Origin of the sequence: Mesorhizobium sp. M7A.F.Ca.MR.245.00.0.0 (assembly GCF_003997415.1) — a bacterium.
Classification (GTDB): domain Bacteria; phylum Pseudomonadota; class Alphaproteobacteria; order Rhizobiales; family Rhizobiaceae; genus Mesorhizobium.
This window is the reverse complement of the sequence record NZ_RZTE01000034.1, coordinates 1-20005: the sequence shown is the minus strand read 5'-3', so window position 1 is coordinate 20005 and position 20005 is coordinate 1. Positions and strand designations below refer to the sequence as shown.

Genomic DNA, 20005 nt, shown 5'->3' with positions numbered 1-20005 from the left:
GACAAGCGCCCGGCAGCACTTCGACCATCAACCGCCCGGAAGACGGGCCAATGGAGGATGACATGCTGACCAAGACCCAAACAGTGGATGGTGCGGCGATCAAGAAGGCCATCGAAACCCGTGACGGCAAGATGCTGTCGAGCTTTTATGCCGACGACGCGCTGGTGCGGGTGATCGACCGCAACAACCCGCCGAGCAAGCCGCGCGAGATCCGCGGACGCGCCGCGATCACCACATTCTGGGACGACATCTGCAGCCGCGCGATGACCCACAAGGTCGATACCACCATCGCCGACGGCGACAGTCTCGCCTTCACCCAAGCCTGCGCCTATCCGGACGGCACGAAGGTGTTCTGCGCGGCGATGCTGGAGCTGAAGGACGGGCGGATCGCAAGTCAGACCGTCGTGCAGGCCTGGGACGAGTAGACCAACAGCCGGTGGATCAACCGCGGCCTGGGCCGCAAACCTGGAGGAGAAGACGATGTTCAGCGCCAGATGGCAGATCGACGCCAAGTTCGGACACAAGCAGACCGTGCTCGACCTGTTGAAGAAATGGGAACGCGAAATCGGCTCGCAGGTCGGCATCGACGAGCTGGAATTCCAGATCATGACCGGTTCGATCGGCGCGCGGGAGGCGACGGTAGAGTCCCATCATCAGGTCGAAAGCCTGGCCCAGCTGGAGGCGTTCTTCGCCAAGATCGGCAAGATCGACGCCCATGCCAAATGGGGCAAGGAGATCGAGCCCTATGTCGTGTCGGGCACCAGCCTGTGGAATATTTATCGCATTGTGGAGTAGTGATTCTTCTCCTCGTTTCACGGGGAGAAGATGCCGGCAGGCAGATGAGGGGCGGAGCCGGCTTTGCCAGGGACGTGCTGCCCCTCATCCGGCCCTTCGGGCCACCTTCTCCCCGTAAAACGGGGAGAAGGGAAGGCGCTAGCTGTGAGCCACCATCACATGGCGCACGGCGGTGTAGTCTTCCAGCGCGTAGAGCGACATGTCCTTGCCGTAACCGGACTGTTTCAGCCCGCCATGCGGCATCTCGTTGGTCAGCATGAAGTGGGTGTTGATCCAGGTGCAGCCATATTGCAGGCGGGCGGCCGTCGCCATGGCGCGCGAGACATCCTTGGTCCATACCGATGACGCCAGGCCGTAGTCGCTGTCATTGGCCCAGTTCACCGCCTCGTCGACCTCCGAAAAACGGGTAACCGAGACGACCGGGCCGAACACTTCGCGGCGGACAATCTCGTCTTCCTGCAGCGCGCCGGCGACGACGGTCGGCTGGTAGTAGAAGCCAGAACCCTCGCCCGGCCTGCCGCCGGTGGTGATCTCGATGTGCTTCAGTTCCGAGGCCCGCTCGACGAAGCTCGACACGCGGTCGCGCTGGCGGCGGGAGATGAGCGGGCCAATCTCGTTTTCAGTGTCGTCGGGACGGTTGTACTTGATGGTCGAGACGGCCGAGGACAGATCGGCGACGAGCTTGTCGTAGATCTTCTTGCCGGCGTAGATGCGGCAGGCGGCGGTGCAGTCCTGGCCGGCATTGTAATAACCGAAGGCGCGCAGGCCGTTGACCACGGCACCGAGGTCGGCGTCATCGAAGACGATGACCGGCGCCTTGCCGCCGAGTTCGAGATGCGTGCGCTTGACCGACTTGGCGGCGGCCTGCAGCACCTTCTTGCCGGTGGCGACATCACCGGTGATCGAGATCATGTTGACCTTGGGATGGTTGATCAGCGTGTTGCCGACGCTGTCGCCGCGGCCGAGCACGACATTGACGACACCCTCGGGCAGGATTTCCGCAAGGATCTTGGCAAGCTTCAGCGCCGTCAGCGGAGTCTGCTCCGACGGCTTGAACACGACCGTGTTGCCGCCGGCGATTGCCGGCGCCAGCTTCCAGGCCATCATCATCAGCGGGTAGTTCCACGGCGCGATGGAAGCGACGATGCCGATCGGGTCGCGCCTGACCATCGAGGTGTGGCCGGGAATGTATTCGCCGGCCACGACGCCCGGCATCGAACGGACGGCGCCGGCGAAGAAGCGGTAGCAGTCGACGATCGCCGGGATTTCGTCATTGAGCACAGCGTTGATCGGCTTGCCGCAGTTGAGCGCCTCGAGCGTGGCGAACTCCTTCGCGTCGGCTTCGATGCGGTCGGCGATCTTCAGCAAATAGCCGGAGCGCTGCGCCGGCGTGGTGCGCGACCACAAGACGAACGCCTGTTCGGCGGCGGTAACCGCCGCCTCGATCTGCGCCTGGCTGGCCTCGGGCAGGCTGAAGATGGTCGCCCCGGTCTTTGGATTGAGGATCGGCTCCTCGGTCTCGGTGCCCTTCTCGAATTTCGAGCCGATCAGCATCTGGGTGTCCATTGGATTCTCCCTTAACAGGAGCGATTAGCGAGTAGCTGAAAGCGAGTAGGGTTTGACCGTCGATCTTCCTTATTCGCTATTCGCCACTCCCTATTCGCTGTTTTTCATTTCCCGCTTCCAGCGATCTGGTCGCCATCGCGGGTAAGGTAATAGGCCGCAAGGATCGGCAGCAGCGTCACCAGCATGACGACCATAGCGACGACATTGGTGACCGGGCGCTGGCGCGGGCGGATCAGCTCTTCCAGCATCCAGATCGGCAGCGTCTGCTGCTGTCCGGCGGTGAAGGTGGTGACGATGACCTCGTCGAAGGACAAAGCGAAAGCCAGCATGCCGCCGGCAAGCAGTGCCGTGGCGATGTTGGGCAGCACGACATGGCGAAAAGTCTGAAAACCGTCGGCGCCGAGATCCATCGAGGCCTCGATCATCGAACCGGAGGTGCGGCGGAAACGGGCGACGGCGTTGTTGTAGACGACCACGACGCAGAAGGTGGCGTGGCCGAGCACGATCGTCCAGAACGAGAACGGGATGTCGGCCAGCGAAAAGGCCGAGCGCAGCGCGATGCCGGTGATGATGCCGGGCAGGGCGATCGGCAGGATGACCAGCAGCGAGATGGTTTCGCGGCCGAAGAATTTTGTCCGCGACACCGCCGCCGAACAGAGCGTCCCGAGGACCAAAGCAATCGCAGTCGAGATGGAGGCAACCCTGACCGATAGCGACAGCGCCTGCCAGACATCCGGCCGGTTCCAGGTCACGGCGAACCATTGCGTGGTCAGCCCTGGCGGCGGCCAGACGAAGCTCTTCTCCTCGGTGGTGAAGGCGTAGACGAAGATCAGCAGGATGGGCAGATGCAGGAACAGCAGGCCGCAGGCGGCGGCTATCTTCAGGCCGAGCGGAGCCGACTGGGAACCATCAGAGCGCATCGAAGGCCCCCATGCGCTTGGCGCCCCAGAGGTAGAAGCCCATGATGACGATCGGCACCACGGTGAAGGCGGCGGCGAGCGGGATGTTGCCGGCGGTGCCTTGCTGCGAATAGACCGCCTGGCCGATGAACAGCCGCGAGGTGCCGATGATCTGCGGGATGATGTAGTCGCCGAGCGTCAGCGAGAAGGTGAAGATCGAACCGGCGACAATGCCCGGCAGGGCCAGCGGGAACAGCACGTTGCGGAAGGTCTGTCCCGGCGAAGCCCCCAAATCGGACGAGGCCTCGACCAGATTGCCCGGCACGCGCTCCAGCGCCGCCTGCACCGGCAGGATCATGAACGGCAGCCAGACATAGACGAAGACGATGAAGGTGCCGGTGAACGATACCGACAGCGAATTGCCGCCGACGATCGGCAGCGACAGCCAGGCGTCGAGAACCCACAACAAATGCAGCTTGGCGAGGAGCCAGGTGAGGATGCCCTCCTTGGCCAGGATCAGCTTCCAGGCGTAGATCTTGACCAGATAGCTCGACCACAGCGGCAGCATGATGCCGAGATAGAACAGCGCCTTCCAGCGACCGCGCGCATAGCGCGCCGCGTAATAGGCGATGGGGAAAGCGATGACGGCCGAGGCCAGCGTGACCAAGGCCGCCATCGTCACCGTGCGCAGGATGATGTCGAGATTGGCGGCCTGGAACAGGTCGCCATAGGTCTTGAGCGTGAACTCACGGTTGATGAGGCCGGAAAACTCGTCGATGGAGAAAAAGCTCTGCGCCAGGAGCGCAAACAGCGAGCCGATATAGACGATACCCAGCCACAGAACCGGAGGCAGCAGCATGAGCAGCAGCAGGACCTTCGGCTTGCGCCAGAAAAGGTCCGATAGCGCGCCGCGCAAGCCGCCGCTGCCGGGCAGGATGGCGGGCGCTGTTGCACGCATCATGGCGGCGTCGAGGCTCATGCCGGCTCGTCCATCAGATGCAGGTGCTCGCGGTTGAAGGTGAGCACCACCGCCTCGCCTTCCCCAGGCAAGGCCGTGCCGGCGGGCACGATGGCGTGCAGCCGCAGCCCGTCGGCGTCGAGCGCCAGCTTCGTCGTGGCGCCGAGATAGTTGGTCGAGACGAGGCGGGCGGATACGCCTTCGCCACTTGTGCCCGCGCTGGCCGCGCGGCCGACGCGAATGGATTCGGGGCGAAGACTCCCCCAGCGATGCTGGCCGGAATAGCGCTGGACGAAATCCGGCGGCAGCACGTTGGAGGAGCCGACGAAATCGGCGACGAAGCGCGTCCTTGGCCGCTGGTAGATATCCTCCGGTGTACCGATCTGCATGATCTTGCCATCGTTGAAGACAGCGACACGGTCGGCCATCGACAGTGCTTCGCCCTGATCGTGGGTGACGAAGACGAAGGTGATGCCGAGCGCCTTCTGCAGCGACTTCAGCTCCTCCTGCATGTTCTCGCGCAATTTGAGATCGAGCGCGCCGAGCGGCTCGTCGAGCAGCAGCACCTTTGGCTGGTTGACCAGCGCACGGGCGAGCGCGACGCGCTGGCGCTGGCCGCCGGAAAGCTGGCCGGGGCGGCGGGCGCCATAGCCGGGCAGCCGCACCAGTGACAGCGCCTCTTCCGCCGCCTTGTGCCGCTGAGCCTTGCCGACGCCCTTGACCATCAGCCCGTAGGCGACGTTGTCGAGCACGTTCAGATGCGGGAACAGCGCATAGTCCTGGAACACGGTGTTGACGTTGCGGCGATAGGGCGGAACGCCCTCGGCGCGTTCGCCGAAGATCGAGATCGAGCCCGATGTCGGCTGCTCGAAGCCGGCGATGAGGCGCAGGCAGGTGGTCTTGCCGGAACCTGACGGGCCGAGCATGGCGAAGAATTCGCCCGGCACGATGTCGAGATCGACCGCGTCGACGGCGCGCACGCTGCCGAAATGGCGCGAGGCTTTCTGGAAGGAGACGGCGGAGGTCATGGGCTGTCCTGATCTGTCAGGCAAATCAATTCGGGCTGCGGTGCAGCGTTCTTCTAGCGGGCGTTTGCGCTGCCCCTCATCCGCCTGCCGGCACCTTCTCCCCGTACAGTGACGGGGAGAAGGGAAGCACTCCAAGACCGGTGACCCCCCTCTCCCCGCTTCTTCACGGGGAGAGGGTAAGGTGAGGGGCGGCGCTGCACTCTCAGGCGAAGCGCGGAATCACCTTCCGCCGATGACGCCGATATAGTCCGACACCCAGCGGTAGTACGGCACGCATTGGTCGTTCTGGGTGGCGCATTTCGACACCGGGGTCTTCCAGAACTTGATCTTGTCGAAGTTCTCGTAGCCGTTGGTCTTGCAGCCCTCGTCGGTCAAAAGCTCATTGCCCTTGCAGGCGGCGGGCACCACGGGCAGCGAACCGAACCAGGCCGAGACATCGCCCTGCACCTTGGGCGACAGCGAATGTTCCATCCACATATAGGCGCAGTTGGGGTTGGCCGAATCGGCTTCCATCATCGTGGTGTCGGCCCAACCGGTCGCGCCCTCCTCCGGAATGGTGGACGCTATCGGCTTCTTGGCGGCGACCAGCGTGTTGACCTGGAAAGGCCACGAGCCGGAAGCGACGACGCCCTCGTTCTGGAAATCGTCGACCTGAATGGCGGCGTCATGCCAGTAGCGGCCGACCAGCGTGCGCTGGACGCGCAGCAGGTCGAGTGCCGCCTTGTACTGGTCCTCGTTCAGTTCGTAGGGATCCTTGATGCCAAGTTCCGGCTTGTGGAACATCAGATAGTTGGCGGCGTCCGCGACGTGGATCGGCCCGTCATAGGCCTGGACGCGGCCCTTGTTGGACTTGCCGTCCGGCAGCTTCATTTCCTCGAAGACGACATTCCAGCTCTTGGGAGCTTCCTTGAACACGTCGGTGTTGTACATCAGGACGTTGGGACCCCACTGGTAGGGAACGCCGTAGTGGGCGCCGCCAACGGTGAACCACGGCGCGTCCTTGAGGCGCTCGTCGACGGTCTTCCAGCTCGGGATGAGATCGGTGTTGATCGGCTGCACACGCTTGCCGGCAACGAGGCGCAGCGAGGCATCGCCCGAAGCGGTGACGAGGTCGAAACCGCCCTCATTCATCAGCGAGACCATCTCGTCGGAGGTGTTGGCGGTCTTGACGTTGACCTTGCAGCCGGTCTCCTTCTCGAAGGAGGTCACCCAGTCATAGCCCTTGTCGGTTTCGCCGCGCTCGATATAGCCCGGCCAGGCAACGATGTTGACCTGACCTTCGCCCTTGCCAAGTTCCTTGACCTGGGCGACGGCCTGACCGGAAAAGGTCAGCGCGACCGTCAGAGCAGTGCATGACTTCAGGAATGAATTCATTGTCGATCTCCCATTTAGGCGCCTGACCCTGAAAGCCGGTTTCGGTCTTCGCTAGGGGTCACGCGCGGACTGAAAACTGTCAGTTCGTCCGTTGGGCTTGATGCCGCTCTGATGGCGGCTTTGGTCCCTGAACCGAAAGTGCTTTGAAAATTCCGGTTTCGCAAATTCATTTATCAGAAGGGCGATATCGGTTTTTCCGATAGGTTGCAGCCGATCTCTCAGGGACGCTGGCGAACCGTCCGTTGCGACTGGGCAAGGCCGATGAAATCGCGCGCGGCCTGCGGCAGACCGGAGCCGCGCCGCCAGACCATGCCGACCTGGACCACCGGCAAGGAGCCGGAAATATCGCGCGATTCGATGCGGTCGCCTTCCAGCGACCAGGGCCGGTAGACGAGGTCGGGCAGCAGCGCCACGCCGGCGCCGGTGGCGACGAGACTGCGCACGGCTTCCACGGAACGGGTGCGGAAGGCGACATGCGGCTTGGCGCCGATTGCCGTCAGCAGCTTGCCGGTATTCTCCTCGATCTCGTCGACGGTCAGCATGATCAGCGTTTCGGAGGCAATGTCGCCAATGCTGATGATGTCGGCGCCGACGAGCGGATGACCGAGCGGCAGCCACAGCCGATAGGCCGAGACTTCGAGGATTTCCGACTGCAACGCGGTGCGGTCGCGCAAATTGGAGGTGACCATGACGGCAATGTCGAGCTTGCCGCCGATCAGGAGGTGTTCGAGATAATCGCCATTGTCCTCGATGGCCGAGACCTCGACACCGGGATAGGCGCGGCGGTAGCGGGCAAGCAGATCCGACAGCACATAACCAGCAACCAGCGAGGTGACGCCGAGCTGCAGCCGGCCGGCCGCCACCGCCTGCTCGCCGGAGAAAGAGCGGCGCGCGTCGGAAACGTCCGCGAGGATTTTCGTCGCGTGGCGCAGGAACTGGTGGCCCTTGTGGGTGATGTTGAGGCCACGCGGATGGCGTTCGAACAATTCGACGCCGAGATCGCTTTCAAGCTCCTTGATCGCTTCGGTGACCGACGACTGCGAGATTGACAGGTTCTGCGCGGCGCCCGAAACCGTGCCTTGCTCGGCGACGGCGATGAAGAACTGCAACTGGCGGATGGTGAAAGCCATGGCCGGACTAAACACGGCGGACGCGATGCTGGGAAGTGGCGACCGGCGAACACTTGACGGCTTCGCCAATCGTAACTAACTAAGTTACATGAAACGCAACAGCCGACTGTCCTCGACCTTGCACATTCTCGTCCACATGGCCGAGAAGCCCGAACAGGCGCTGACCTCCGAGCAGCTTGCCACCTTCATCCACACCAATCCGGTTGTGGTCCGCCGCACCATCGCAGGCTTGCGCGACGCCGGCATCGTCACCTCGTCGCGCGGGCACGGTGGCGGCTGGCTGCTCGGGCGGGCGCCCGAGAAAATATCCCTGGCCGAGATCAGCGTCGCCCTTGGCGAGACGCTGCTGCCGTTCAGCACCGAGCCGGAAAGCCCCGGCTGCCTCGTCGAGCAGGCGGTGATCGCCGTCCTCGACGATTTTCGCATCGCCGCCGAAAGGCTGCTGGCGGAGAAGCTGAGCAGCATCACGCTGGCCGACCTGACCGCCGATTTCCGCCGCCGTTTTGATCTCATTGGAGTCTCCAGCCATGCAGTATGATCTTGCCGTCATCGGCGGCAGCTTTGCCGGCCTGTCCGCCGCCATCCAGGTGGCGCGGGCAGGACGCAAGGTGCTGGTGATCGACGCCGGCCAGCCGCGCAACCGCTTTGCCGAGTATTCGCACGGCTTCCTCGGCCAGGACGGGCGTGCGCCTGGCGCAATCCTGGCTGACGCAAGGCGGCAGCTGCTGGCCTACCCGACAGCCAGGGTTGTCGACGGGCGCGCCGACAAGGCCGTTGCCGCCGGCAGCAGCGATTTCGAAATCACCACCGATGGCGACGAGACATTCGGTGCCGCACGATTGGTGCTGGCCACCGGGGTGCGCGATATCCTGCCGGAGGTTGCCGGGCTTGCCGAGCTCTGGGGCAGGAGCGTGCTGCACTGCCCCTATTGCCACGGCTACGAGGTTTCCGGCGGGCCGCTCGGCGTGCTCGCAACCGGCCCGATGTCCCTGCATCAGGCACAGCTGATCGCCGATTGGGGTGATGTCACACTGTTCGGCAATGGCCTGTTCGAACCCGACACAGATCAGATGCGCGCGTTGGAGAGCCGAAAGGTGCGGTTTGAGCCCACCAGCGTTGCCGAGTTGCGGGAAGACGGCTCCGGCGGGTTGATCGTCCACCTCGACGATAGCCGAAAGGCCGGCGTCAGGGCGATGTTCACCGCTCCGCGCAACATCATGGCCAGCCCGCTGGCCGAACAGCTCGGCTGCGGCTTCTCCGAAGGCCTCCTCGGCCCGGTGATATCAGTCGATGACAGGCAGCAGACGACCGTGCCCGGCGTCTACGCCGCCGGCGACGCGGCACGCTCGATGCACAATATTGCCTTTGCGGTATCGGGTGGCACCTTTGCGGGCGTCTGCGCCCACCAGTCGCTGGTGTTCGGCTAGAACCCGGCTTCCTCGCCGGCGATGCTGAGCCGCGCGCCGGCCTGGGCCAGGGCGGCAGCCAGGTCGTGCGGCGGCGAGCGGTCGGTGGCGAGTTCGGAAAAGCTGTCGAAGCCGCAGACCTGGACCAGACCAAGACGGCCGAATTTCGAGTGATCGGTGATGACGAGGGACCGCTGGCCGCGCGACAGCACCATGCGGGCGAACTCGGCCTCATCCAGATCAAAATCCATGACGCCCATCACCGCGTCGACGCCCCCGGTGGAAATGATGGCGTGGCTGACCGAGAAGCGACTGACAAAATCAATCGCCGAGGCACCGAAAGCAGCACCGGAATCGCTGCGCAGCTCGCCGCCCGCCATATAGACCTTGTTGCCGTTGATGGTGGCCAGGGTGCGGGCAATATCCGAGGAATTGGTGACGACCGTCAGGCGCCGGTGGCCGAGCAGTTCACGCGCAAGGAACGAGGTCGTCGTGCCGGTGTCGAGCATGATCGATTCGCCGTCGCGTATGGTGGCGGCGACCATGCGGGCAATGACGCGCTTGGCGTCGGCGTTCTCACGCATACGCCGCTCGAACGGCGCTTCGCCGATCATCGACGGCAGGCCGATGGCGCCATGCATCTTGAGGACAGAGCCATCACCAGTCAGTGGCTTGACGTCGCGGCGCACCGTCTCGAGCGACACGCCCAGCCGGTCGGCCAGACTGGCGATGGTGACGGTGCCCTCTTCCTGCAGGAGCCGCAGGATCTCGCCGTGTCGTTTGGACTGGGCCATCTGGTTTCCCGAACTGATGCTCCTGACCGATTTTAAGGTAATTCAAGTGCTTTTAAAGGAACTACCTTACGCTTTCGGGCAAAATACCCAAAAAAAGTCACACCTTTTTATTGACAAGCGGGCAGCCCTGGCGTGAAATCGAAGACATCAATAGGCTTCAGATCTGCGACTGGGGGCAGAGCCGCAACTCAGTGGTCAGGCCGTTTGGAACGTGCCTGTTCAAGGAATTTTCAGATCCGCGGGGGCGGATGCCGGGCTCAAAAACCTGGCCAAGGGGCTCGTCGGTGCGGTGCGGGATACCGATCCTGGCGTCCCGCACCGACGAGATCATTTACGTTTCTCCCGCCATCGTTGCGCTGTTCACGGCGCCTTGTCGAAGCCCAGCAAACCAGGGATGTTCCGTGACCGCCGAAGATCGCATCCGCGCCCTGCCCTGCTGGACCGGTGGCATCGAGATCGCACCGCTGCCCGGCGGCCTGAGCAACGCGAATTATGTGGTCAAGGACGCGGCCGGACGACATGTCGTGCGCTTCGGCAAGGACTATCCGTTCCACCATGTCTTTCGCGAGCGCGAGGTTATGACCGCGCGGGCGGCGCATGCCGCCGGTTTCGCGCCAGCCGTCCGCCATGCCGAGCCAGGCATACTGGTGACGGAATTTCTCGGTGCGAAAACCTATCTGGCGGAAGACGTGCGCGCCAATCTCGGCCGGGTCGCGGCCCTGATGCGCGCCTTCCACCGGGAGATGCCCAATCACGTCTCGGGCGCCGGCTTCATGTTCTGGGTGTTCCATGTCATCCGCGACTATGCACGCACGCTTGAGGAAGGCGGCAGCCGCAAGCGCAGCGACTTGCCGCGCCTTTTGACACTGGCCGACGAACTGGAGCGCGCGCAGAAACTGCTGCCGATCGTCTTTGGCCACAATGACCTGTTGCCGGCCAATATTCTCGACGACGGCAACAGACTATGGCTGATCGACTTCGAATATGCCGGCTTCAACACGGCGATGTTCGACCTCGCAGGCGCCGCCTCCAACGCCGGCATGAGCGACGAGGAATCCTTTGCCTTCCTGACCGCCTACTTCATGAAGGAACCGGACGAGGCGATCCGCCGTTCGCACGCGGCCATGCAATGCGCCTCGCTGCTGCGCGAGGCGATGTGGAGCATGGTCTCCGAGCTCTATCTCGACGCACCGGGCATCGACTACGTCGCCTACACCGAGGAAAACCTCGCCCGGCTCGACGCGGCACTGGAAAACTACCGGACAAAATACGGGATACAGAAATCATGACATTGCCGAGCCAGGCCGCCATCGTCGTCATCGGCGGCGGCATCATCGGCTGTTCGACGGCCTATCATCTGGCGCGCGACCACAAGGCTGACGTGGTGCTGCTGGAGCAGGGCAAGCTGACCTCGGGTTCGACCTGGCATGCCGCCGGCCTTGTCGGGCAATTGCGCTCGTCGGCGTCTATCACCCGCGTGCTGAAATACTCCGTCGACCTATACAAGGGACTGGAGGCCGAGACCGGTCTCGCCACCGGCTGGAAGATGACCGGCTGCCTCAGGCTCGCCACCAATGCCGACCGCTGGACCGAGTACAAAAGGCTGGCGACGACAGCAAAAAGCTTCGGCATGGACATGCAATTGCTGTCGCCGGACGAGGTGAAAAGAATGTGGCCGCTGCTGGAGACCGGCGATCTCGTCGGCGCCTCCTGGCTGCCGACCGACGGCCAGGCGAGCCCCTCCGACATCACGCAGTCGCTGGCCAAGGGCGCGCGCATGCATGGCGCCAAACTGTTCGAGGATGTCCGCGTCACCGGCTTCGAGATGAAGGACGGCCGCATCACGGTGGTGAAGACCAACAAGGGCGACATCGCTTGCGACAAGGTGGTCAACTGCGCCGGCCAATGGGCGCGGCAGGTCGGCGCTATGGCCGGCATCAACGTGCCGCTGCAGCCGGTGAAGCACCAGTACATCATCACCGAGAAGATCGACGGGCTGGCGACCGACGCGCCGACCATCCGCGACCCGGATCGGCGCACCTATTTCAAGGAAGAGGTCGGCGGGCTGGTGATGGGCGGCTATGAGCCTAACCCGCAGGCCTGGGCGACTGGTCTCCCCGGCGACGACGTTCCCAATGATTGGGAATTCAGGCTGTTCGACGACGACTACGACCATTTCGAGCAGCACATGAGCCAAGCGATCGCGCGTGTGCCGGCGCTGGAAACCGTCGGCGTCAAGCAGATGATCAACGGGCCGGAGAGTTTTACGCCGGACGGCAATTCCATTCTCGGTAAAGCGCCCGAATGCGCCAACATGTTCGTCGGCGCCGGCTTCAACGCCTTCGGCATCGCCTCGGGCGGCGGCGCCGGCTGGGTGCTGGCCCAATGGGTGGTCGACGGCGAAGCGCCGCTCGACCTGTGGGTGGTCGACATCAGGCGCTTTTCCAAACTGCACCGCGACCGGCAGTGGGTCTGCGACCGCACGCTGGAGGCCTATGGCAAGCATTACACGATCGGCTTCCCGCATGAGGAGTATGCCACCGGGAGACCCCGCATCGTCTCGCCGCTCTACGACAGGCTGAAACAGCAGTGCGCCGTGTTCGGCTCGAAGCTCGGCTGGGAGCGGCCGAACTGGTTCGCGCCGCAAGGCGTCGAGCCGCAGGACATCTATTCGATGGGCCGGCAGAACTGGTTCGCGGCGGTCGGCGACGAACACCGGCATGTGCGGGATAAGGTCGGCATCTTCGATCAATCGTCTTTCGCCAAATACGAGCTGACCGGGCCAGATGCGTTGAAGGCGCTGGACTGGATCTGCGCCAACGACGTCAGCAAGCCGGTCGGCCGGCTGACCTATACGCAGCTTCTCAACACGCGCGGCGGCATCGAGGCCGATCTGACGGTGGCGCGGCTGGCCGAAGAGAAGTTCTATATCGTCACCGGCACCGGTTTCCGCACGCATGATTTCTCATGGATCAGCGATCATATCGGCGAAGGGCTCGACACCATGCTTGTCGACGTCACCGAGGATTTCGGCACGCTGTCGCTGATGGGTCCCCGGGCGCGCGACGTGCTCTCGGTGGCGACCGGAGCCGACGTGTCGAATGCCGGCTTCCCGTTCGGCCATGTGCGCGAGATTGCCATCGCCGGCCACACGGTTCGGGCACTGCGCGTCACCTATGTCGGCGAACTCGGCTGGGAACTGCATGTGCCGATCGCGGCCACCGGCGAAGTCTTCGACGCACTGATGGCGGCAGGCGAGAAGCATGACATCCGACCGGTCGGCTATCGGGCGCTGGAATCGCTAAGGCTGGAAAAAGGCTATCGCGCCTGGGGATCCGACATCACCCCCAACGACACGCCACAGGAAGCCGGGCTCGGTTGGGCGGTCAAGCTGCGCAAGAACACCGATTTCGTTGGACGGCGCGCGCTGGAAAAGACCAGCGGCGCGGCACTGAAGAAACGCTTTGCCGGCTTCACGGTCGAAGACCCCGAGATCGTGCTGCTCGGCCGCGAAACCATCCTGCGCAATGGCGAGCCGGTCGGTTATCTCAGCAGCGGCGGTTATGGCTACACGCTGGGCAGGAACATCGGCTACGGCTATGTGCGCAACGCCGACGGGGTGAGCGATGATTTTCTCGCTTCCGGCGACTATGAACTGGTGGTTGCGATGGAGAGGACGCAGGCCAATATCCACCTCGAGCCGATGTATGATCCGGCAGGCGCCAGAGTCAAAGCGTAGGTCAAATAACGCGCAAAGCGAGGCCGCGGCTTGGTACCGTGTCGGCCTCGCCGGGCATCGAGACGTAAGGACGCGTTTCCTCGACGCGGGTGATGAGGCCTTGCGCCTCGATCTCGCCGACACGCGTGGCAAAGCCGGCATCCCACAGCGTGTTCTTGACCGTCAGCACGATCACGCCGCCCGGACGGCAGATGCGGATTAGCTCGTCCAGCCCCTCGACGCCGACATGGCCCGAGGTGAAGACGCCGGCCGAGATGATCCCGGCATAGGCATCGTCGTCAAAAGGCAGATGACCGCCCAGCGCCAGACAATGAAACGCGGAATAGATGCCCTTGCGGGCCGCCTGGTCCAGCATGCCTTGTGAAATATCGAGTGCCTCGACCAAGGGATAACCAGCAATATCAAGCCATTCACCGATGAGCCCGGTGCCGGCCCCGGCATCGAGCAGCGGTGCTGAACCGCGCGGCAGATGGCGGGCCAGCAACGCAAGGCAGATCGTCGGATGGCGATAGCCGGCGGCCGACATGTCGGCGTCATAGGTTTCCGACCAGCGGTCATAGAGTGCAGCCACCTCTTCGGGCCGTTTTGCCGCGTAGGCCGCGCCGAGCGCGCCCTGATGTTTGCTGTCCGCCACTTTTATCCAGTCCGCCAATTTTTGATCTCGCAGTGATGATAGCCAAAGCGCGAAAATTGTGGAACCGTCGCTGCGACAAATAACAGCGTGGGGGCGCAGGCATGGTGACAGACGAGGCGCGTGCCGCACTGGACGCCATTCCCATGCTGGCCGGCTACAGCGGGCCGCTGGAACGGCTGGGCGGCCTCACCAATCTCGTCTTCAAGGCCGGCGACTTCTGCCTGCGCATTCCCGGCAAGGGCACCGAGGAATACATCAACCGGGCCAACGAAGCGGTGGCCGCGCGCGAAGCTGCAAAAGCGGGGGTCAGTCCCGAGGTGCTGCATGTCGACCCCGGTACCGGGGTGATGGTGACACGCTACATCGCCGGCGCCGAAACGATGTCGCCGGAGAAATTCCGGACACGTCCGGGCAGTCCGGCACGCGCCGGCGAAGCCTTTCGCAAGCTGCACGATTCAGGCGCGGTGTTTCCCTTCCGCTTCGAATTGTTCGCGATGATCGACGATTACCTCAAGGTGCTATCCACCAAGGAGGTCGCCCTGCCCGCCGGTTATCATGACGTGGTGCGAGACGCCGAGAGCGTCCGCTCGGCGCTGGCCGCCCATCCGCTGCCGATCGTCGCCTGCCACTGTGATCCGCTGTGCGAGAACTTTCTCGATACGGGCGAGCGGATGTGGATAGTCGACTGGGAATATTCGGGCATGAACGATCCGCTCTGGGACCTTGGCGACCTCAGCGTGGAAGGCAAATTCGACACGGCCCAGGACGAAGAGATGATGCGCGCCTATTTCGGCGGCGAGGCAAGGCCGGCGGAGCGCGGCCGCATCGTCATCTACAAGGCGATGTGCGACCTGTTGTGGACCTTGTGGGGGCTGATCCAGCTTGCCAACAACAACCCGGTCGATGATTTTCGCGCTTATGCCGATGGCCGTTTCGCTCGCTGCAAGGCGCTGATGGAGACGCCGGAGTTTTCGCGGCATCTGGCAGCAATACACCGGGGCTGAGCCTGGACTAACTCACGCCCTTCGGCACGTTTTCGGGCGGCACAGTGGTCTCGACCACTTTCTGGCGATGGAAGATGAACAGGCCGGCGAGAACAACGATGGCCGAGCCGATCAGGATGCGCGGACCGGGAACGTCGCCGAAGAACACCAGGCCGAACACCACCGCCCACAGCAGCAGTGTGTAGTGCAGCGGCGCCAATGTCGAAGCCGGCGCCAGCTTGAGCGCCCTGGTGATCATCAGGTGGGCGCCGCAGGAGACGATACCGAGCAGCAGCATGGCGCCGAGATCGAGTGCCGACGGCGTCTGCCAGGCGCCGATGGTCAGCACACCGCCGACCAGCAGCGTGCCGATGGTCTGCCATGTCACCAGATTGGTGTCGCTGGTGCCACGCAGGCGGCGGTTGAGGATGATGGCGAAGGCGAAGGAGATGCTGCCTACCAGCGCAAAACCCGATGACAGCGAGAACGCCGCCGAGGACGGTTTCAGCATGATCAAAACGCCGCAGAAGCCGAGCAGGATCGCCATCCAGCGGCGCCAGCCGACCTTTTCGCCAAGCAGGAGGTGCGAGAGTGCCGCAACGTAGATCGGCCCGGCCATGTAGAAACTCATCACATCGGCAAGCGGCAGATAGACCACGGCGGCATAGAATAGCGCGGTGTCGAGCGTGGTCATCACCACCCGCAGCAGCTGCAGCTCCAGGCGTTCCATGCGAAACAGCTTGGCCGGGCCCTGATTGGCGATCATCGGGCCGAGCACGAAGAAGGCGCCGATAGAGCGGATCAGCACCACCTGGCCGACGGAGAAGCTGGCGACCAGCCACTTGCCCATGGCGTCGTTCAGCGCAAACAGGAAGTCGCCGGCCAGCATCAGCAGAATGCCGGCCAGAAGCACATTCCTGATCGTCGAATTCTGCGCCACGGGCTGCGTCATGCCGATCCCGATTCCTCCCTAGTTAGCCGCGTCGTAGACGGAAGCGGCGGCTTTGACGAGGAGAAAACCGGAAATCGGCAAGGCCAGCCTCGGGAATCGGCTGGGTCTGCGCGATTCAGTTCCCTTTTGGCTGCGGCCTGAGAATAATGGGCCGATAGATCACCGGCCTGTCCCAGGGGTCGAAAGCCGGGGTGCGTCTGAGCTCCGCACGCCGCTCCAGATCGATGCGCTGCAGACACTCGGCAAAGGCATCATTCTTCTTGACGAAGCCGTAGGACCGGCATTTCGCTTCGTCGGCGGCGCGGCGGTCCTCTGCCGTCACCGTCGTGCAGCCGGTGCAAAGCACCGTCAACGCCACCGCCATCACAGTCTTGCGCCACATGGAATCCTCCTCGAATAAAAGTGGAGCCTTAATGTAGACTTATTTCCGGACGGGCGAAGCTCAGAGCCTTGATGCAGATGCGGTGTCCTATTGGTCCTGATGCGAATGGTGCCGTCGGTTCACAAGTACCGGCCTTCCGTCGATGGACAGCCTGGTTTCCTGCTTCGTCCGCTCCGCCACCACCTTGCCCCTGGCGATGACGCACAGGCGTTCGGCGCGCAGGCGCAGGGCCTCCACCGGATTGCCGGCATCGAGGACGACCAGGCTGGCGCGCTTGCCGACCGCCAGGCCGAGATGATCGAGGCCCATGATCGCGGCATTGACGTTGGTGACCATGTCGAAGCAGCGCGCCATCTCGGCCGGGCTCGACATCTGAGCGACGTGCAGGCCCATGAAGGCGACATCGAGCATGTCGGCGGTGCCTAGCGAATACCAGGGATCGAGCACGCAATCCTGGCCCCAGCCGACGCGAATGCCGAGCGCCAGCATTTCCTTGACCCGAGTCAGGCCCCGGCGCTTCGGGAAGGTGTCGTGGCGGCCCTGCAGCATGATGTTGATCAGCGGATTGGGAATGACCGAGACGTCGGCCTCGGCGATCAGCGGCAGCAGCTTCGAGACATAGTAATTGTCCATCGAATGCATCGAGGTGAGGTGCGAACCGGCGACCTTGCCCTGCAGACCAAGGCGCTGCGTCTCATACGCAAGCTGTTCGATGTGACGCGACAGCGGATCATCGGTCTCGTCGCAATGCAGGTCGACCATCAGGCCGCGCCTGGCCGCGATCTCGCACAGCTCCGTTACCGAGCGCGTGCCGTCGGCCATGGTGCGCTCGAAATGCGGGATGCCGCCGACAATGTCGACGCCCATGTCGAGCGCGCGAATGGTGTTTTCACGCGCCGATGGAGCGCGATAAAACCCGTCCTGCGGGAAAGCGACCAGTTGCAGGTCGATATAGGGAGCGACCGTCTTCTTGACCTCGAGCAGCGCCTCGACCGCCAGCAGCCTGTCATCGCAGACATCGACATGGGTGCGGATTGCGAGCAGGCCCATCGACACCGCCCAGTCGCAATAGGCCAATGCGCGATCACGCACCGCCTCATGCGTCAAAAGCGGCTTCAACTCGCCCCATAGCGAAATGCCTTCGAGCAGCGTACCCGACGCGTTGATGCGCGGAATGCCGTAGGAGAGCGTCGCGTCCATGTGGAAATGCGGATCGACGAAGGGTGGCGAGACCAGATTGCCGCGGGCGTCGACCTCGGTCCGCGCAGGACCCTGCAGGGTGGGCTCGATCGCCGCGATCGTCTCACTGCTGATGCCTATGTCGGCAACCCTGCCATCAGGCAGTGTGCCGCCGCGAACGATAAGGTCGAAAGCCATCTGTCGTCATCCCGTCAAAAGAATCATCTGATAGTGCCGAGGCTGAAAATCGCATCCCGTCGATGCCGCTTGCAACAGCGGTTTGTCCGCGGCGGCCGCGGATGGTTCCATCCGGCCGCAACTCCCTCTATAAGCCGCCTTCGTTGTCCCGGTTTCAAGGATCCGCCGTTTGTTTCGTTTCTTCCGCTCGACGGAAAACCAGCGCCTCGTTGCGAGGTTGATCCGGGAATCCTTTTATCAGCACAGGTTTGGCTACGGCGCCGCCATCTTGTCGATGCTTGTGGTGGCCGCCACGACCGGCGCCAGCGCCTGGATTCTCAAAGAGATCACCGACGAATTCGTGGTCTTCAAGCGGATTGACCGCGTCAACCTGATTGCGGCGGGGGTCGCCACGATCTTCATTCTCAAGGGTCTCGCCAACTTCATCCAGGCTTATTTCATGAGCCGGGTCGGCAACGCCATCATCGCCGATCGCCAGCGCAAGATCTACGACCGAATCCTGGCGCAAGGCATCGAATTCTACCATTCGACCTCGTCGTCCGACCTGATCACACGCATGACCAACAATGCGCAGGCGGCGCGCAACGTGCTCGACCTCGTTGTCACGTCCTATGTGCGCGATCTGTTGTCGCTGGTTGTCCTGGTAGGAGTCATGGTCTGGCAGCAGCCAGCCTTGTCTATAATCTGCTTCGTCGTCGGCCCCTTGGCTATCTACGGGGTCAACCGCATCCTCAAACGTGTTCGCAAGTTCGCCGCGATGGAGTTTCGCTCGGTCGGCCAGATCGTGCAGGTGATGCAGGAAACGGCAATCGGCGTGCGCGTCGTCAAATCCTTCAACCTCGAAGGCGCAATGCGCAACCGCATGTACAAGGCCGTGTCGGACGTCGAGAACCGGGCCAATAACATCGCGACGCTGGAGGCTGCGACAAGCCCAGTGATGGAGACGCTGGCCGGGCTGGCAATTGCCGGGGCCATCTTCGTCAGCGGCTTCCTGGTCTTGCAGGGCGGCCAGATGCCGGGAAACATCATGGCCTTCATCGGGGCGCTCCTGTTTGCCTATGAGCCGGCAAAGCGCCTTGCGCGCGTGCGCATATCGCTGGAAAGCGGTATTGTCGGCGTGCGCATGATGTTCGAGCTCGCCGACCAGCCGCTGACTCTGGTGGAGAAGCCCGACGCGAAGCCGCTTCTGGCCGGACCGGGCGAGATCCGGTTCGACGCCGTCGACTTCGCTTATCAAAACGGGCCGCCGGTGCTGGACAGGTTCGATCTGACGCTTGCGCCCGGCAAGATGACGGCGCTGGTCGGGCCTTCCGGCGGCGGCAAGTCGACCGTTCTGAACTTGATCATGCGCATGTACGACCCGAAGAGCGGCAGGGTGCTGCTCGACGGCCAGGATATTTCCCATGCGACGCTCGCATCGCTGCGGGAAAAGATCGCCTATGTCAGCCAGGATACATTCCTGTTTGCCGGCACCATCATGCACAACATCCGGCTTGGGCGCGAGGGTGCGACCGACGAAGAGGTGATCGCCGCCGCCAAGGCGGCCAACGCCCATGACTTCATCAGCGCACAGGCGAAAGGCTACGAGACGGATGTGGGTGAGAATGGCGGCCTGCTATCGGGCGGCCAGCGTCAACGGATCTCGATCGCACGCGCCATGCTGCGCAATGCCGAGATCCTGCTGCTGGACGAAGCGACCAGCGCGCTTGATGCCGAATCGGAAGCGCTGTTCCGCGACGCGCTGCAGCAATTGACGGAAGGCCGCACGACGATCGTCATCGCGCACCGTCTATCGACGGTGCACCAGGCAGACACGATCGTGGTGCTCGAAGCCGGCAAGGTGGTGGAAAGCGGCCCGCACAAGACCTTGCTCAAGCAGGGTGGGCTATACCAGAAGCTTTATGAGTATCAGTTGATGCCGTAGCACACTCTTCCCTTCTCCCCTTGTGGGAGAAGGTGGATCGGCGCGCAGCGCCGAGACGGATGAG

19 protein-coding genes are annotated in these 20005 nt (G+C 63.2%); 8 read left to right on the top strand and 11 right to left on the bottom strand.

Features of this window, described 5'->3' with window-relative positions:
• Window positions 1-62: 62 nt before the first annotated feature.
• Together EOB80_RS26120 and EOB80_RS26115 are read left to right on the top strand one after the other, a co-directional pair.
• A complete protein-coding gene (locus EOB80_RS26120; protein WP_127320608.1) occupies window positions 63-425 on the top strand; it encodes a nuclear transport factor 2 family protein in 363 nt (120 codons plus the stop codon).
• A 55-nt stretch (window positions 426-480) separates the two neighbouring features.
• Complete coding sequence (locus EOB80_RS26115) at window positions 481-795, top strand: hypothetical protein (RefSeq protein ID WP_127267881.1); 315 nt, start codon at window positions 481-483, stop codon at window positions 793-795.
• A gap of 138 nt (window positions 796-933) precedes the next feature.
• Here the strand turns inward: EOB80_RS26115 and EOB80_RS26110 are convergent, their stop codons facing one another.
• The 6 genes from EOB80_RS26110 to EOB80_RS26085 all read right to left on the bottom strand — a co-directional run bounded on the left by EOB80_RS26110 (window position 934) and on the right by EOB80_RS26085 (window position 7750).
• Entirely contained in the window at window positions 934-2361 is a 1428-nt protein-coding gene (locus tag EOB80_RS26110) for a gamma-aminobutyraldehyde dehydrogenase (protein WP_127330687.1), read from the bottom strand.
• A gap of 104 nt (window positions 2362-2465) precedes the next feature.
• Window positions 2466-3281, bottom strand: coding sequence for an ABC transporter permease (locus EOB80_RS26105; protein ID WP_127320604.1), 816 nt, complete (start codon window positions 3279-3281; stop codon window positions 2466-2468).
• Window positions 3271-4221, bottom strand: a complete 951-nt coding sequence (locus EOB80_RS26100; protein ID WP_197031622.1) for an ABC transporter permease — start codon at window positions 4219-4221, stop codon at window positions 3271-3273. The genes EOB80_RS26105 and EOB80_RS26100 overlap by 11 nt, the downstream gene beginning before the upstream one ends.
• A 14-nt stretch (window positions 4222-4235) precedes the next feature.
• Complete coding sequence (locus EOB80_RS26095; RefSeq protein ID WP_127330685.1) at window positions 4236-5246, bottom strand: ABC transporter ATP-binding protein; 1011 nt, start codon at window positions 5244-5246, stop codon at window positions 4236-4238.
• 219 nt (window positions 5247-5465) lie between these two features.
• Entirely contained in the window at window positions 5466-6620 is a 1155-nt protein-coding gene (locus EOB80_RS26090) for an ABC transporter substrate-binding protein (RefSeq protein WP_127267885.1), read from the bottom strand.
• Between the two features lie 218 nt (window positions 6621-6838).
• The gene (locus EOB80_RS26085; RefSeq protein WP_013528025.1) at window positions 6839-7750 is read right to left on the bottom strand and encodes a LysR substrate-binding domain-containing protein; all 912 of its coding nucleotides are present in this window, start codon (window positions 7748-7750) and stop codon (window positions 6839-6841) included.
• Window positions 7751-7838: 88 nt separating this feature from the next.
• Here EOB80_RS26085 and EOB80_RS26080 point away from each other — a divergent pair, with 88 nt between their 5' ends.
• The gene (locus EOB80_RS26080) at window positions 7839-8288 is read left to right on the top strand and encodes an Rrf2 family transcriptional regulator (protein ID WP_127330683.1); all 450 of its coding nucleotides are present in this window, start codon (window positions 7839-7841) and stop codon (window positions 8286-8288) included.
• Complete coding sequence (locus tag EOB80_RS26075) at window positions 8278-9177, top strand: NAD(P)/FAD-dependent oxidoreductase (protein WP_127330681.1); 900 nt, start codon at window positions 8278-8280, stop codon at window positions 9175-9177. Before EOB80_RS26080 ends, EOB80_RS26075 begins: the two co-directional genes overlap by 11 nt.
• Here the strand turns inward: EOB80_RS26075 and EOB80_RS26070 are convergent.
• Window positions 9174-9950: a DeoR/GlpR family DNA-binding transcription regulator gene (locus tag EOB80_RS26070; RefSeq protein WP_027039687.1), complete on the bottom strand. Its 777-nt coding sequence runs from the start codon at window positions 9948-9950 to the stop codon at window positions 9174-9176. The genes EOB80_RS26075 and EOB80_RS26070 overlap by 4 nt on opposite strands.
• A 401-nt stretch (window positions 9951-10351) precedes the next feature.
• On the opposite strand from EOB80_RS26070, the gene EOB80_RS26065 reads away from it, so the two are divergent.
• Both EOB80_RS26065 and EOB80_RS26060 read left to right on the top strand, forming a co-directional pair.
• A complete protein-coding gene (locus tag EOB80_RS26065) occupies window positions 10352-11239 on the top strand; it encodes a phosphotransferase family protein (protein ID WP_127330679.1) in 888 nt (295 codons plus the stop codon).
• Entirely contained in the window at window positions 11236-13689 is a 2454-nt protein-coding gene (locus EOB80_RS26060) for an FAD-dependent oxidoreductase (protein ID WP_127330677.1), read from the top strand. Before EOB80_RS26065 ends, EOB80_RS26060 begins: the two co-directional genes overlap by 4 nt.
• Window position 13690: 1 nt before the next feature.
• Here EOB80_RS26060 and EOB80_RS26055 read toward each other — a convergent pair whose 3' ends face one another.
• The gene (locus tag EOB80_RS26055; RefSeq protein WP_164762725.1) at window positions 13691-14323 is read right to left on the bottom strand and encodes a class I SAM-dependent methyltransferase; all 633 of its coding nucleotides are present in this window, start codon (window positions 14321-14323) and stop codon (window positions 13691-13693) included.
• 101 nt (window positions 14324-14424) lie between these two features.
• Here EOB80_RS26055 and EOB80_RS26050 point away from each other — a divergent pair, with 101 nt between their 5' ends.
• Window positions 14425-15327 carry a phosphotransferase family protein gene (locus EOB80_RS26050; protein WP_127330673.1) on the top strand — a complete coding sequence of 301 codons (903 nt, stop codon included), beginning with the start codon at window positions 14425-14427 and terminating at the stop codon, window positions 15325-15327.
• A gap of 7 nt (window positions 15328-15334) precedes the next feature.
• On the opposite strand, the gene EOB80_RS26045 is transcribed toward EOB80_RS26050, so the two are convergent.
• From EOB80_RS26045 to EOB80_RS26035, 3 genes are all read right to left on the bottom strand, one after another.
• Complete coding sequence (locus EOB80_RS26045; protein ID WP_127319198.1) at window positions 15335-16258, bottom strand: DMT family transporter; 924 nt, start codon at window positions 16256-16258, stop codon at window positions 15335-15337.
• Between the two features lie 115 nt (window positions 16259-16373).
• Window positions 16374-16640 (bottom strand): hypothetical protein, encoded by a 267-nt coding sequence (locus EOB80_RS26040; protein ID WP_127267473.1) that lies wholly within the window; start codon window positions 16638-16640, stop codon window positions 16374-16376.
• Window positions 16641-16727: 87 nt separating this feature from the next.
• Complete coding sequence (locus EOB80_RS26035) at window positions 16728-18017, bottom strand: amidohydrolase family protein (protein ID WP_127330671.1); 1290 nt, start codon at window positions 18015-18017, stop codon at window positions 16728-16730.
• Window positions 18018-18186: 169 nt separating this feature from the next.
• Between EOB80_RS26035 and EOB80_RS26030 the strand changes: the two genes are divergently transcribed.
• The gene (locus EOB80_RS26030) at window positions 18187-19941 is read left to right on the top strand and encodes an ABC transporter ATP-binding protein (RefSeq protein WP_127330669.1); all 1755 of its coding nucleotides are present in this window, start codon (window positions 18187-18189) and stop codon (window positions 19939-19941) included.
• Window positions 19942-20005 lie beyond the last annotated feature (64 nt).